12 protein-coding genes are annotated in these 13,030 nt (G+C 73.7%); 3 read left to right on the plus strand and 9 right to left on the minus strand.

All coding sequences use genetic code 11. From position 1 onward, the window contains the following. Positions 1–49: 49 nt before the first annotated feature. Complete coding sequence (fdxA, locus tag ACIG36_RS26600) at positions 50–373, minus strand: ferredoxin (protein WP_399932747.1); 324 nt, start codon at positions 371–373, stop codon at positions 50–52. 114 nt (positions 374–487) lie between these two features. On the opposite strand from fdxA, the gene ACIG36_RS26605 reads away from it, so the two are divergent. Together ACIG36_RS26605 and ACIG36_RS26610 are read left to right on the plus strand one after the other, a co-directional pair. Then, positions 488–1,495 carry a GNAT family N-acetyltransferase gene (locus ACIG36_RS26605; RefSeq protein WP_399932749.1) on the plus strand — a complete coding sequence of 336 codons (1,008 nt, stop codon included), beginning with the start codon at positions 488–490 and terminating at the stop codon, positions 1,493–1,495. 70 nt (positions 1,496–1,565) lie between these two features. Next, positions 1,566–2,405: a transglutaminase-like domain-containing protein gene (locus tag ACIG36_RS26610; RefSeq protein WP_399932752.1), complete on the plus strand. Its 840-nt coding sequence runs from the start codon at positions 1,566–1,568 to the stop codon at positions 2,403–2,405. Between the two features lie 19 nt (positions 2,406–2,424). Here the strand turns inward: ACIG36_RS26610 and ACIG36_RS26615 are convergent, their stop codons facing one another. The 8 genes from ACIG36_RS26615 to ACIG36_RS26650 form a co-directional block, all read right to left on the minus strand. Next, complete coding sequence (locus ACIG36_RS26615) at positions 2,425–3,060, minus strand: response regulator transcription factor (protein ID WP_399932755.1); 636 nt, start codon at positions 3,058–3,060, stop codon at positions 2,425–2,427. 16 nt (positions 3,061–3,076) lie between these two features. Next, positions 3,077–4,222, minus strand: a complete 1,146-nt coding sequence (locus tag ACIG36_RS26620; RefSeq protein WP_399932758.1) for a sensor histidine kinase — start codon at positions 4,220–4,222, stop codon at positions 3,077–3,079. A gap of 67 nt (positions 4,223–4,289) precedes the next feature. Beyond that, the gene (locus ACIG36_RS26625; RefSeq protein WP_399932761.1) at positions 4,290–5,033 is read right to left on the minus strand and encodes an ABC transporter permease; all 744 of its coding nucleotides are present in this window, start codon (positions 5,031–5,033) and stop codon (positions 4,290–4,292) included. Beyond that, on the minus strand, positions 5,030–5,989 hold the full coding sequence (locus tag ACIG36_RS26630) for an ABC transporter ATP-binding protein (protein ID WP_399932764.1): 960 nt from the start codon (positions 5,987–5,989) through the stop codon (positions 5,030–5,032). Before ACIG36_RS26630 ends, ACIG36_RS26625 begins: the two co-directional genes overlap by 4 nt. A 140-nt stretch (positions 5,990–6,129) precedes the next feature. Next, complete coding sequence (locus tag ACIG36_RS26635; RefSeq protein ID WP_399932767.1) at positions 6,130–8,874, minus strand: hypothetical protein; 2,745 nt, start codon at positions 8,872–8,874, stop codon at positions 6,130–6,132. 199 nt (positions 8,875–9,073) lie between these two features. Further along, on the minus strand, positions 9,074–9,448 hold the full coding sequence (locus ACIG36_RS26640; protein ID WP_399932770.1) for a DUF6113 family protein: 375 nt from the start codon (positions 9,446–9,448) through the stop codon (positions 9,074–9,076). Continuing rightward, positions 9,445–10,335, minus strand: coding sequence for an N-acetyl-1-D-myo-inositol-2-amino-2-deoxy-alpha-D-glucopyranoside deacetylase (gene mshB / locus ACIG36_RS26645; protein WP_399932773.1), 891 nt, complete (start codon positions 10,333–10,335; stop codon positions 9,445–9,447). Before mshB ends, ACIG36_RS26640 begins: the two co-directional genes overlap by 4 nt. Before the next feature lie 78 nt (positions 10,336–10,413). Beyond that, positions 10,414–10,608: a hypothetical protein gene (locus ACIG36_RS26650; RefSeq protein WP_399932776.1), complete on the minus strand. Its 195-nt coding sequence runs from the start codon at positions 10,606–10,608 to the stop codon at positions 10,414–10,416. Positions 10,609–10,818: 210 nt separating this feature from the next. Between ACIG36_RS26650 and ACIG36_RS26655 the strand changes: the two genes are divergently transcribed. Then, the gene (locus tag ACIG36_RS26655) at positions 10,819–12,948 is read left to right on the plus strand and encodes an alpha/beta fold hydrolase (protein WP_399932780.1); all 2,130 of its coding nucleotides are present in this window, start codon (positions 10,819–10,821) and stop codon (positions 12,946–12,948) included. The last annotated feature ends 82 nt before the right edge of the window (positions 12,949–13,030 follow it).

The raw sequence follows: 13,030 nt of genomic DNA on the forward strand, positions 1-13,030 counted from the left end.
ACGCCGCGGCCCCGTACGGTCAGGCCGTACGGGGCCGCGGCGGCGCCGCTCAGTCGTTGGGGTTCGGCGGCAGCGCGGCGATGAAGGGGTGGTCGCGCTCGATCAGGCCCAGCTTGGAGGCACCACCGGGCGAACCGAGCTCGTCGAAGAACTCGACGTTCGCCTTGTAGTAGTCCTTCCACTCCTCCGGGGTGTCGTCCTCGTAGAAGATGGCCTCGACCGGGCAGACCGGCTCACAGGCGCCGCAGTCGACGCATTCGTCCGGGTGGATGTACAAGGACCGGGAGCCCTCGTAGATGCAGTCGACGGGGCACTCCTCGATGCACGCCTTGTCCTTCACGTCGACACAAGGCTGCGCGATGACGTAGGTCACGCTGTCGTTCCTCCTCGGTAGGGCTCATTTCGCGCGGGAGCGCGGCGTCGTCGATGCCCACACCTAGTATCTCCCTCCCCGGGCACATGACGAACAAGAGGGGCTGGCACAGCTGTGGAATTCACCACGGGCGGAAGGCTGGAAGTCCGGATCACCGCGCAGGACGTGGGCAAGCGCGTCTCCGTACGGCACTTGAACACCTCCGGCGGCTCGCCGGAGCGCTTCACGGACGCGGTCGGCGTGCTCACTTCCTGGCAGGGAGGTGTGCTGCGGATCACACGGCGGACCGGCGAGGTGGTCGAGATCGCGGAGTCCGCGCTGGTCGCGGGCAAGGTGATCCCGATGACGCCGGCCCGGCGGCGTGGTCCGGCGGCCACGCTCCGCGAGCTCCAGGAGATCGCCGCGCGCGGCTGGCCCGCGCGCGAGAGCGAGCGCCTGGGCGGCTGGACGCTGCGGGCGGCGGGCGGCTTCACCGCCCGCGCCAACTCGGTGCTGCCCCTCGGCGACCCCGGGCTGCCGCTGCCGGCCGCGCTGGAGCGGGTGACCGCCTGGTACGCCGAGCGCGGGCTGAGCGCGTGCGTGCAGGTCACCACGGGGGACGCGGCCGGTGACGCGCTGCTGGACGCGGAGCTGGAGCGGCGCGGCTGGACGTCCGAGCGGCACGCCCTGATGCGCACCGCCGCGCTGGCCCCGATCGCCGATACGGGTGCCGATACGGGATGGGTGCGGTTGACCCGCGAGCCGGACGAGGCCTGGCCGGCCGCCTACGGGCGCACCGGCGCGACGGCCGGTGACGCGCTCGCCGTGCTCACCGGCGGGCCGTCGGTGTGGTTCGCGACGGTGCCCGGCGAGGCCGGCGAGGAGCGCCCGGCGGCGATAGCGCGCTGTGTGGTCGACGGCCGCTGGGCCGGCTTCGCGGCCCTCGACGTGAGCCCCGCCCGGCGGCGGGAGGGGCTGGGCACGCTGGTGATGGCCCGGCTGGCCGAGGAGGCGCTGCGCGAGGGGGCCTCGGCGGCATATCTGCAGGTGGAGACGGACAACGGCGCGGCGGCCGCGCTCTACGACGAGCTCGGCTTCACCACCCATCACGCCTACCACTACCGTCGCGAGCCGCTGCGGTAGCGGTGGCCGGGGTCGCACCATGGATATCGGCGGTGGCAGTGCCATCGCCCCGAGCGGGTACGAGGCACCCATGTACGACGACACCACTGGCAGGCGGCGGGACTTCGCGGAGGCGGCCCGGGAGGACCGGCCCGACCTGGCACTGCTGTGCCTCCTGGTCGCGGCGGAGGCCGAGGAGGGGCTGCGCGAGGAGACGATCGACGCCGCGCAGATCGAGCTGGACCGGCTGGCCGGGCTGCTGCCCGCGCTGGGGCGGCACGGCGACCCCAGGCGCTGGGCGGAGGCCCTCGCCGAGCTGCTCGGGGAACGTTGCGGCTTCCACGGCTCCCCGGCCGACTACCGGCGGCTGGAGTCCTCGCTGCTGCCCGAGGTGCTCCGGCGGCGGCGGGGGCTGCCGATCCTGCTGTCGGTGGTCTGGATGGAGGTCGCCCGGCGTGCGGGCGCGCCCGTCTACGGGGTGGCTCTGCCCGGACACTTCGTCGTCGGCTTCGGTGATCCCTGCGGGCACCATGTGCTGGCCGACCCGTTCGACGGCGGCCGGCCGCTGTCCGAGGAGGACGCGGGGCTGCTCGTCGCGGGGGCCACGGGAGCGCCGTTGGCACCGTCGATGTTCTCCCCCGCGGAGCCGCTGGAGATCGTCCTGCGGGTGCTGAACAACATCCGTGCCTGGGCCGCGGCCCGCCCCGAGCGCAGCGACGTCCAGCTCTGGGCGGTCGAGCTCTCCCTCCTGCTGCCCACCCACCCGGCCCGCCTGCGCTACGAGCGCGCCGAGCTGCTGGTGGAGCGCGGCGACTTCGTCCGCGGCGCCCGGGAACTGGAGGAGTACGCGGCCGTCATCGCCCCGCTGGAGCCGGCGGCCGCCGAGTCCGTCCGGCACCAGGCGCTGGCCGCGCGGGCGATGCTGAACTGAGGACGCGCCCCGGGGGCCGTCACAGCCAGCCCTTGTCCCGCGCGATGCACACCGCCTCGGCGCGGTTGCGGGCGCCCGTCTTCTGGATCGCCGTGGAGAGGTAGTTGCGGACCGTGCCCTGCGACAGGTGCAGGGCCACGGCCAGCTCCGCGTTGGTGGAGCCGTCGGCGGAGGCCGTCAGGACCGCGCGCTCGCGGTCGGTCAGCGGGTTGGCGCCCTCGGCCAGCGCGGCCGCCGCCAGCGTGGGATCGATGACGCGCTCACCGCGCAGCACCCGGCGCACCGCGTCGGCCAGCTGGGCGGCCGGGGCGTCCTTGACCAGGAACGCGTCCGCGCCGGACTCCATGGCCCGGCGCAGATAGCCGGGCCGGCCGAAGGTCGTCAGGATGACGACCTTGAGGGCCGGCAGCTCGCGCCGCAGCAGCGCCGCCGCGTCGAGCCCGGTCATCCCCGGCATCTCGATGTCCAGCAGCGCCACGTCGACCGGGGTGGCACGGGCGGCGTCCAGGACCTCGTCGCCCCGGGAGACCTGGGCGACGACCTCGATGTCGCCCTCCAGCCCGAGCAGCGCCGCCAGCGCCTCCCGGACCATCGACTGGTCCTCGGCGAGCAGGACACGGACGGCGGCGGGCGCGGGGGGCTGAGCTGAAGTCACAGCGACAGCCTAGGGCTCACGCCGAGACCCGCCGCGACAGCGGTACGTACGCCCGCAGCCGGAACCCTCCCCGCGGCCCTGGGCCGGTCTCGAGCCTCCCCTCGGCCAGCCCCAGCCGCTCGGCGAGGCCGGTCAGGCCGTTGCCCCGGGCCCCGGACGGGCCCCGGCCGTCGTCGGTGACGGTCAGGCACAACTCGTCCCCCGACTCCTCGAGCCTGATCTCGCACCGGCGCGCCCCGCTGTGCCGCACCACGTTCGTCACCGCTTCGCGCAGCGCCCAGGCCAGCGCGCCCTCCTCGTCCGGCGGCAGGTCGGCGTGACCGGCCGTGGCCCCGTCGAGATCGGCGGCGACGCCGGCGGCGGCCAGCGCGGTGCGGGCCCCGGCCAGCTCGGCGTCCAGCGTGGGGCGGCGGAACCCGCTCACCGCCTCCCGGACGTCCACCAGCGCCTGCCGGCTCACCCGCTCGATGTCCGCGACCTGCTGGGCCGCGGCCTCGGGCTTGTCCGGCAGCATCCGGCCCGCCAGCTCGCTCTTGAGCGTGATGAGCGACAGCGAGTGCCCCAGCAGGTCGTGCAGGTCCCTGGCCAGCCGCAGCCGCTCCTCGTTGGCCGCGAGATGCGCCACCGTGGCGCGCGCCTCGCGCAGCTCCCGCATCGTGCGGCCCATCTGGACCACGGCCATCATGGCCCCGCCGCCCAGCAGCGCGGGAAGGACGAGCAGCAGCAGCTCGGCCGTGCCCATCCCGTGCAGCAGGCCGAGCCCGGCCACCGTCACCGCGATGGCGGGGACGATCCGCAGCCCCCATCGCAGCGGCAGCTGGACGCCGCTGGAGATGGACACGTACACCAGCAGCACGGTCCACGCCCCGCCGAGGGTCAGCGACGCCGTCACCGCCAGCAGGTACAGCCCGCCCAGCAGCCAGTTCCGCCGGCGGACCAGGCGATCGGGCCGCCGGCCGAGGACCAGGAAGAGGTAGCCGGCGACGAAGGCGGCCAGCGCGCCCCAGCCCACCGCGGTCGCGAACGGGGTGTGCCGGTCCTCCGTCAGGTCCTCCACCACGTAATAGAGGTAGGACATGTACAGGAACGTCCAGCAGGCCTTGGCGATCAGCTGCCGCAGGTCCTCGGGGGCCCTGCCGATCTGGATGAAACCGCGTTCCACCGGTTGTTCCCCGCACTCGTTCACCCGCCCAGTCTCCCCCGGGCCCGGCAGCGGCCATGACATCGCGTCACGCCTTGTGGGTGTCCTTGCGGTACAGCCACGCGGCCGCGCCGCCGAACAGGACGAGATAGGCGACCATGACGGCCACGTCCTTCAGATGCGGGGCACCGCCCTGCTCGATGGCCTGGCCCAGCGCCGCGTACGCGTGGGTGGGCACCCACTCGGCTATGTCCTGCAGCCACTGGGGGAAGGCGGCGGTCGGCATCCACAGGCCGCCCAGCATCGACAGGCCGAAGTAGATGATGAACGTGATGGGACGCACGGCGTCACCGGTGGCGAGATAGCCGATGGCCACGCCCAGCGCGGCGAAGACGATGCTTCCGGCCCAGATCACGCCCACGAGCGCGAACCACTGCCAGGCCGCGTCGAACCGCACGTCCTTGACCGCCGCCGCGACGGCGAACACGGCCAGGATCGCCGGCAGCGACACCACGGCCGCCGAGGCTATCTTCGCCGTGACGTAGCCGCGGCCGGGCAGCGCGGTGAGCCGCAGCTGGCGCACCCAGCCCTTCTCCCGCTCCTTGGCTATCTTCTCGCTGTTGCCCACCAGGACGGCGGTGATCGCGCCGAAGGAGGCCATCGAGACCATCATGATCAGCGGCAGGGTCAGCCCGGTGCCCTCGATCTCCTCCGTGCTGCTCGCCCCGCCCGCGATCAGCAGATAGAGGACGGCCGGGTAGATCACCGAGAAGAACATGAACTTCTTGGCCCGCAGGGTGCGGGTGATTTCCAGCTTGATCAGGGTGTTCATCGGGAGACCGCCTCCTCGGCGGCAGCGGCGTCGGTGATGGCGAGGAAGGCCTGCTCCAGGCCCAGCCCCGCGACCTCGAGGTTGCGGGGGTAGAAGCCGAGCCCGTACAGGGCGTGCACGGTGGCGTCGGCGTCGTGGGACTGGATGCGGACCGTGCGCCCGGATATCTCCAGGGAGGCCAGGAACGGCAGCTCCCGCAGAGCGGCCTCGCCGATGTGCCCCTCGAGGTCGAAGACGATGCGGCGGGCCCCGGCCTTCGCCTTGATCTCGGCGGCGGAGCCGTCCGCGAGGACCCGGCCGCGGTGCAGCACGATCACGCGGTCCGCGATCGCGTCGGCCTCCTCCAGGTAGTGCGTGGCGAACAGGACCGCCCGGCCTTCGTTCGCCTGCTGCCGCATCACGCCCCAGAACGCCTGCCGGGCCGAGACGTCCATGCCGGTCGTCGGCTCGTCGAGCACGATCAGTTCATTGGCGCCCGCCGTGGCCATCGCGAACCGCACCCGCTGCTCCTGGCCGCCGGAGAGCTTGTCGACCATACGGTCGGCGATCTCCGTGATGCCCGCCTGCTCCATCACGCGCTCGAGGGGGTGGGCACGGGGGTGCAGATCGCACGCGAGCCTGACCAGCTCGCGGACCTTCACCGCCTCCATCAGACCGCCGGACTGCAGCATCGCGCCGACCTTGCCCTGGGCGATGGCCTGCTGCGGAGTGGTGCCGAAGACCTCGACGCGCCCGGCGTCGGGGTTGCGCAGGCCCAGCAGCAGGTCGAGGGTGGAGGACTTGCCCGCCCCATTCGGGCCGAGCAGGGCGACGGTCTCGCCCGCCCGCAGATCCAGATTCAGGCCGGAGACGGCGCGCACGCTGCCGTAGCTCTTGCTGACGTTCTCGAAGCTGACCACGGGTGTGCCGGTCCGATGCCGCCCGTCCCCCGTGATCGCGGATGCGGTGGTGGTCATGGCCACCATGCTTCCGGGAGCGCGCCGCGGACGGCAGTGTCAACCGTCGTGAGCCTTCGATGACAGATGTCATGCTTCGCCGGTATGCGCGAACCCCCGCGCCACAGGGGCACGGGGGTTCACACCGGTCACTCCGCGGCTCAGCTCAGCGGGATGACGCCCACCCGCTCGGCCGGGGTCTTGCCGCGCAGCGCCTTGTTGAGCGCGTTGGCGACGTCCTGCGGCATGACGGGCTTCTTCTCCCCGCCGCCGCGCTGGATGAGCACGCCGTTGAAGGCGGTCCCGTACAGCTCCTTGAGCGCGTCCAGGTCGTAGTTCTCGACGAGCTGGCCGTTGACCTCCTTGACGGAGAGGATCTTCGGCAGCGAGCGGTCCGGACCGAACTGGATCTTGTGCGCCGGGTCCGTCTGCACGGTGACCAGGCCGGACATCGCGGGCTCCGCGAACTCCTTCATCTTCCGGTCGACCTCGGCCTTGCTCACCTTCGGCTGCTGCGACGAGGTGGCCAGGGTGACGGGCTTGTCCTGGCCGGTGGCCGCGCGGTCGCGGTAGGCCTTGGCGATCGTCTTGACCGAGCCGTTGACGTCGATGCCCTCGTACGGCTGCCCGTAGACGGCGACGGCCTTGCCCGGCTGGAACTTGATCGTGCCGTCCTTCGCCGCGCCGCTCTCGCCCGCGAGCGTCTTGAGGGCGGCGGCGACCTTCTCCTCGTCCACCGTCACGGTCGGCTCGGCCGTCCGAGCGCCGCCGACGAGCGAGCCGAGGACGGTGACGGGGTTGTAGTCCTTCACCGCCGCCGCGCGCACGGTGGCCTGGGTGTCGATCGACAGCCCCGCCACCGACGGCTTGAGGTCGGCCGTCCTGCCGCCGATGGAGACCTTCAGCGGAGCGGTCGCCCGGCCGCCGAGAGCGGAGTCGAGCTTCTGGACGGCCTGTTCCTTGGACTTGCCGCCGATGTCGACGCCGAGCACGGTGGTGCCGTTGGGCACATCCGCGTGGTCGAGCAGCAGACCCGCCGCGTACGCGACGCCGACCAGGGCGACGAGCCCGCCGCCCACGAGGACGAGCTTGGAGCGGCCCTTCTTCTTGGGCGCGGCCTTGGCAGCGCTCTTCGGCGCGGACTTGGGCGCGCTCTTGCCCTTGGGAGCCGGAGCCGAGGCGCCGGCCGGGGCCGGCGGCTTGGGAACCGCGGGGCCCGCCTTGGGCTTGGGTACGGGCACGCGCGGCGCACCGCTGTCCACGGGAGGCTTGGGGCCCTGGCCCGCGGCCGGGTTCACCGGCGGCACGCCGCTGACGAGCGTCTGTCCCGCCGGGTTACCGGCGCCCGCCGGGGCGGGTGCCTTCTGGCCGCGCTTCTTCTTGCCCTTGGCGGCGGGCTGGTTGCCGCCCGCGCCGTTGGCCTGCGGGCCACCGTTCGGGACGGCCGGGAAGCCCTCGCGGGGCGTGTCCGTACGGCCGGGCGCGAAGGCGGCACCGCCGGCGGGCATGCCGCCGATGGTGGGCGCGGGGAACTGCTGGGTGGCCCCGCCCTGCGCGTTCGCCTGCGACGCGGCGTTGTTCGCCCGCGGCGCGCCACCGTTGGGCACGCCACCGTTGGGCACAGCACCGTTCGGCACAGCACCGTTCGGCACAGCACCGTTCGGCACGCTGCCACCCGCTGCGCCGCCGTTCGCGCCGCCGTTGGTGGAGGCGCCCGGCCAGTCGTCCACGCCGCCGCGCCGGTTGCCGGTCTCACCCGGCCACGGCGAGCCGCCGGGGGCCGCACCACCGGAAGCCATGCCACCCGCCGGGCTGCCGCCCGTGGCGGACGGGCCCACCGGCCAGTCGTCGACAGCACCGGCGGAACCCGCGGCACCGACGGCACCGCCCGTGCCACCCGGCACGGGCGGCTGCGGCATCGACGCGGTCGTCGAGGGGGCATGGGGCCACGGAGTCGCGGCGGTTGTGGAGGGGTCGCCCTGCCAGGGCGTGGCGCCCGTGGTCGAGGGGTCGCCCGGCAGCGGAGGCTGCGGCATGGCACCGGTGGTCGAGGGGTCGACCGGCCAGTCGTCGACGGCACCCCGCCGGCCCTGGGCATCGCCCTGCCACTGCTGACCGCCGCCACCGGCGGGCGGCTGCGGCAGCGGAGGCTGCTGCATCGCGGCCGTGGTCGAGGGGTCGCCCTGCCACTGCGCGCCACCGCCCATGGGGGCACCGCCGGAGACGGGCGGCGTGGGGTGCTGCCGCGGGGCGTCGACCGGCGGCACGTCCTGCCAGACGTTGCCGGCGCCACCCGCACCGGCGCCGCTCGTACCGGCACCGCCACGCGCACCGGCGCCACCGGCCGCCGGCGGGTGCTGACCGGCACCGGCACCACGGCCCGCGCCGCCACCACGGCGCGGCAGAGGCGGCTGCTTGCCGCCGCCCGAGGCACCCTGGGCCTGCTGACGGCGTGCCGCACCGGAGGGCGGCGGCGTGCCACCGCCCTTGCGGGGGGCGAACCAGTCGCTGGCTCCGGCCCCCGCGTCGGACGCGGCGGCCGCGGCCTGCGCCGCGGTGGGCGCGCCCTTCTCCCGCTTGGGGCGCGTCGGCAGCCCCTCCTTGCGCTCGGGCGCGGGTGCGGCGGCGGCCGCCGCGGCGGGCGCGGGAGCCTCCGCGGCGTCCGGTGCCTCGTCGCCCAGCGGCGTCCGCATGACGACCGGCGGAATGGGGCGCGAGCCGGGGATGTTGATGCGGATCCGCGTCGTCAGCGTGGTTTCGGTCTTCGGCTCACCGGGCTTGGCGCCCCCGGCCGCGTCGGCCGGACTCCCGTCGGGACCGGCCCCGTACGGCGGGGTGCCCGACGGATAGGCGGCGCCACCGCGCCCCTGGGGCCCGGAGGACGAACTGTCAGATGCACGGCTCAAAGCAGGTTCTCCCGGTTACTCTTTGCCGCCCTCGTAGACCTCGCTTTGGGTCGCCCATTGCCGGAGGCCAGGGGAGGCTCGGCGGCGCGCACAACCATACTGGGCACGGCGGGCCCGTCATTGACGACCGCCGGATCAGTCCCCCGACCGGTCGGGTGGCGTACAGGTGGAAATCGTCACGTCACTTGCCAAGTCGGGCTCAGGCCAGGTCCGGTTGCGGCAGTTTCGGGACCGTGGCGCACATCACAGCGACGATCATCCCGCCCAGCAGGAACGCGTAGGAGCCCAGCCCGGCGCCGAAGAGGAAGTCGCCCTCCGGCCGGTTGGCGGCCAGGAACAGCACCGCGATCAGCCAGCCGGCGAGCGGGACCAGGCCGCCGGTCCTGCTGAGCATCGCCACGGTGCCGCCGTAGCAGAGCCCGCCGACGCCGAGCAGGGCCAGCAGCAACCCGCCGGGGAACCAGCCCCCTTGTACGAGCGCCCCGCCGACCCCGACGACGGAGCCGAGCACCGCCAGCCCGAGATAGGCGAACACGCGTCCGACGGCGGTAGGTGTGATCAGGCCACCGTTCACGCGTCCACCCCCGCGAAGAGGTCGTCCTCGCGCCCGGCGGCACCGGCCCGGCCCTTGACGAGCCGGTAGTACTCGGTGGGGAAGAGCGGCTGCCCCAAGTCGTTGGAGAGCGCGAAGAAGGGACCGTCCACGGCGATCTGCGTGGCGTGGGCACGCATGGCGGCCGCCTTCGCGGGCGCGTAGGCGGAGGTGTCGACGGCGGCCGTCACCTCCTCGTCGGGCAGCACGCCGGGCACGTCCGCGGGCGAGGCGATGCCGGGGAAGAGGTCCCCTTCCCGGCCGGCCTCGCGCAGCCGGGCGAAGCCCTCCTCCACCGCGGACAGCGGCACGCAGTTCCAGTAGATCTTCGCGATGTCGTACGGATCGCCCAGATCGCGGCGGAACGCCGGTTCCGCCGCGAGTTCGGCGGCGCGCATGGCGACGCGGTGCGCCTGGATGTGGTCGGGGTGCCCGTAACCGCCGTCGGCGTCGTAGGTGACGAGCACCTGGGGACGTACCTCGCGAATCACCTCAACGAGGGACGCGGCGGCCTCGTCCACGTCGGCCCGCCAGAAGGAACGGGGGTGGGCGTTCTGCTCGGCGCCCATCATTCCGGAGTCGCGGTAGCACCCGGGGCCGCCGAGGAAGCGGTGGTCGGTGACGCCCAGCTCCCTCATCGCGGCCGCGAGTTCGCCCATCCGATGGGCGCCCAGGGTGTCGTCCCGGTCCGCGGCGAGATGCGCCAGTTCGGGCGGGATCACCTCGCCCTCCTCGCCGAGCGTGCAGGTCACGAGCGTGACGAGGGCACCCTCGGCGGCGTACTTGGCCATGGTCGCGCCGTTGTTGATCGATTCGTCGTCCGGGTGCGCGTGCACCAGGAGCAGCCGGCGGCCGGGAAGGTCGGTCATGCCCCCAGCCTACGAGCCACGACGGGCCACCGGAGCGCCGCCCGTCCGGCCGCACCCCGCGCCGCGTTCGCCGTGCCGTCAGAACTTGATGTTGCTGATCATGCTCTGGACGCTGGTGGTGAACTGGTTCAGCGTCGGCGCGATGGACGAGCTGGCGAGGTAGAAGCCCAGCAGCACACAGACCGCGGCGTGGCCCGCCTTCAGCCCGGACTTCCGGACCAGCAGGAAGACGATGATCGCCAGCAGCACCACCGCCGAAATCGAAAGTGCCACAGCGGCTCACCTCCAGATACGCGCGGTCGGAACAGGACGGCATACGAATGCCCGGTGGCTACGACACCGGTGCGTCATATCCACTATGCGCGAGCGATCATAACTTTCCGTGCGTGCGCATGACTCGGTGCACGGGAGCAAACACGGGGCGCACGGCGAGTTCTCGCCGTCTTGGGTGAACCCGGTGGTAGTGGCTCTAGGCTCGCCGATATGACCGGACAGCCCTCGCTTCCCCTCTCGTTCCCCCGTCAGCACGCCCGCACCCAGCGTTTCTCCCTCGGCGCGCCGCGCGCGTTCAGCGTGTCGCCGGACGGCTCACGGGTCGTCTTCCTGCGCTCGCGCGGCGGCACCGACCGGGCGAACGTGCTGTGGGTGCTCGACCTCGACGCCGGCCGGGAGTACCCGGCCGCCGACCCGGCCGCCCTGCTGGGCGGGGCCGAGGAGGAGTTGTCCGCGGAGGAGCGGGCGCGCCGCGAGCGCAGCCGGGAGGGCTCGGCGGGCGTCGTGGCGTACGCGGTGGACGCCGCCGTGGAGTTGGCGGCGTTCGCGCTCTCGGGCCGGCTGTTCGTCGCCGAGCTGCGCGGCGGCACGGCCCGGGAACTGGACGTCCCCGGCCCGGTGGCCGATCCCCGGCCCTCCCCGGACGGCCGATGGGTGGCCTACGCGGCCGGCGGCGCCCTGCGTGTCGTGGCGGCGGACGGAAGCGGCGACCGGGCGCCGGCCGAGCCGGAGAACGCCACGACCACCTGGGGCCTGGCGGAGTTCATCGCCGCCGAGGAGATGGACCGCTCGCGCGGCTTCTGGTGGTCGCCCGACAGCGACGCGCTGCTGGCCGCCCGCGTGGACGACGCGCCCGTGCGCCGCTGGTGGATCGCCGACCCGGCCAACCCCTCCGGCGCGCCCGCCGAGGTCGCCTACCCCGCGGCGGGCACCCCGAACGCTGAGGTCTCGCTGTCCCTGCTGCGCCTGGACGGCTCGCGCACGGACATCGCGTGGGACCGGGAGCGCCACCCCTATCTCGCACGGGTGCACTGGTCGGCCGACGGTCCGCCGCTGCTGCTCGTCCAGGCGCGGGACCAGCGGTCGCAGGCGTACCTCACCGTGGACACCGCCACGGGTGCCACGCGTGTGCTGCACGCGGACGAGGATCCGAAGTGGCTGGAACTTTTCGGCGGTGTGCCCGCATGGACGCCCGACGGCAGGCTGGTCAGGATCGCGGACGACTCCGGCGCCCGGGTGCTGGCGGTCGGCGACCGGGCGCTGACCGGGCCGCGGTTGCATGTGCGGGCCGTCCTGGACATCGGACCGGACGACGTACTGATCAGTGCCTCGGCGGGCCCGGAGGCCGAGGATCCCGAGACGGGCGAGGGGCATGTCTATCGCGTCAACGAGCGGGGGGCCGAGCGGGTTTCGGAGGAGCCCGGCTGGCACTCGGCCGTGCGTTCGGGCGCGGTGACCGTCCTGGCGTCCTCCGCCACCGACCGGCCCGGCGCCTCGGTGCGGGTCCTGCGCGACGGCAAGCAGGTCGCCACCGTGCTCTCGTACGCCGAACGGCCCGTGCTGACCGCCCGGCCGAGCCTGCTCCGGGCGGGCGCGCGCGGCATCCCCTGCGCCGTGGTGCTGCCCAGCGGCCACCGGGACGGCGACGGGCCGCTGCCCGTGCTGATGGACCCCTACGGCGGGCCCCACGGGCAGCGCGTGGTGGCCGCCCACAACGCCCACCTGACCTCGCAGTGGTTCGCCGACCAGGGCTTCGCCGTCGTCGTCGCCGACGGCCGGGGCACCCCGCACACCTCGCCCGGCTGGGAGAAGGCCGTCCACGGGGACTTCGCGGGCGCCACCCTGGACGACCAGGTCGAGGCGCTGCACGCGCTCGCCGGGCGGTACCCGCTGGACCTGGGCCGGGTGGGCATCCGCGGCTGGTCGTACGGCGGCTACCTGGCGGCGCTGGCCGTGCTGCGGCGGCCCGACGTCTTCCACGCGGCCGTCGCGGGCGCCCCGGTCACCGACTGGCGGCTGTACGACACCCACTACACCGAGCGCTATCTGGGCCTGCCCCAGGAGCAGCCGGAGGTGTACGCCCGTAACTCCCTCGTCACCGACGACGGTCTGTCGTCGCCGGCGGAGGAAACCCGTCCGATGATGATCATTCACGGCCTGGCGGACGACAACGTGGTGGCCGCCCACACCCTGCGGCTGTCCTCGGCGCTGCTCGCCGCGGGTCGTCCGCACGAGGTGCTGCCGCTGTCGGGGGTGACCCACATGACCCCGCAGGAGCAGGTCGCAGAGAACCTCCTGCTGCTGCAAGTCGACTTCCTCAAGCGCTCCTTGGGGCTGTGACGGCGGTCCGGTGGGGTGACTCGCCGGCTCTCCTTCGGGTGGTCGCGGTGCGGCGTGCTTGACCTGGCTGTCAAGCACGCCG

Origin of the sequence: Streptomyces sp. NPDC053048 (assembly GCF_044547045.1) — a bacterium.
GTDB lineage: Bacteria > Actinomycetota > Actinomycetes > Streptomycetales > Streptomycetaceae > Streptomyces.

Bases quoted from the DNA above. Each gene is read 5' to 3' on its own strand.
- ACIG36_RS26610 (WP_399932752.1), top strand. From the start codon at position 1,566: ATGTACGACGACACCACTGGCAGGCGGCGGGACTTCGCGGAGGCGGCC.
- ACIG36_RS26625 (WP_399932761.1), bottom strand. From the start codon at position 5,033: ATGAACACCCTGATCAAGCTGGAAATCACCCGCACCCTGCGGGCCAAG.
- ACIG36_RS26630 (WP_399932764.1), bottom strand. From the start codon at position 5,989: ATGACCACCACCGCATCCGCGATCACGGGGGACGGGCGGCATCGGACC.
- mshB (WP_399932773.1), bottom strand. From the start codon at position 10,335: ATGACCGACCTTCCCGGCCGCCGGCTGCTCCTGGTGCACGCGCACCCG.
- ACIG36_RS26655 (WP_399932780.1), top strand. From the start codon at position 10,819: ATGACCGGACAGCCCTCGCTTCCCCTCTCGTTCCCCCGTCAGCACGCC.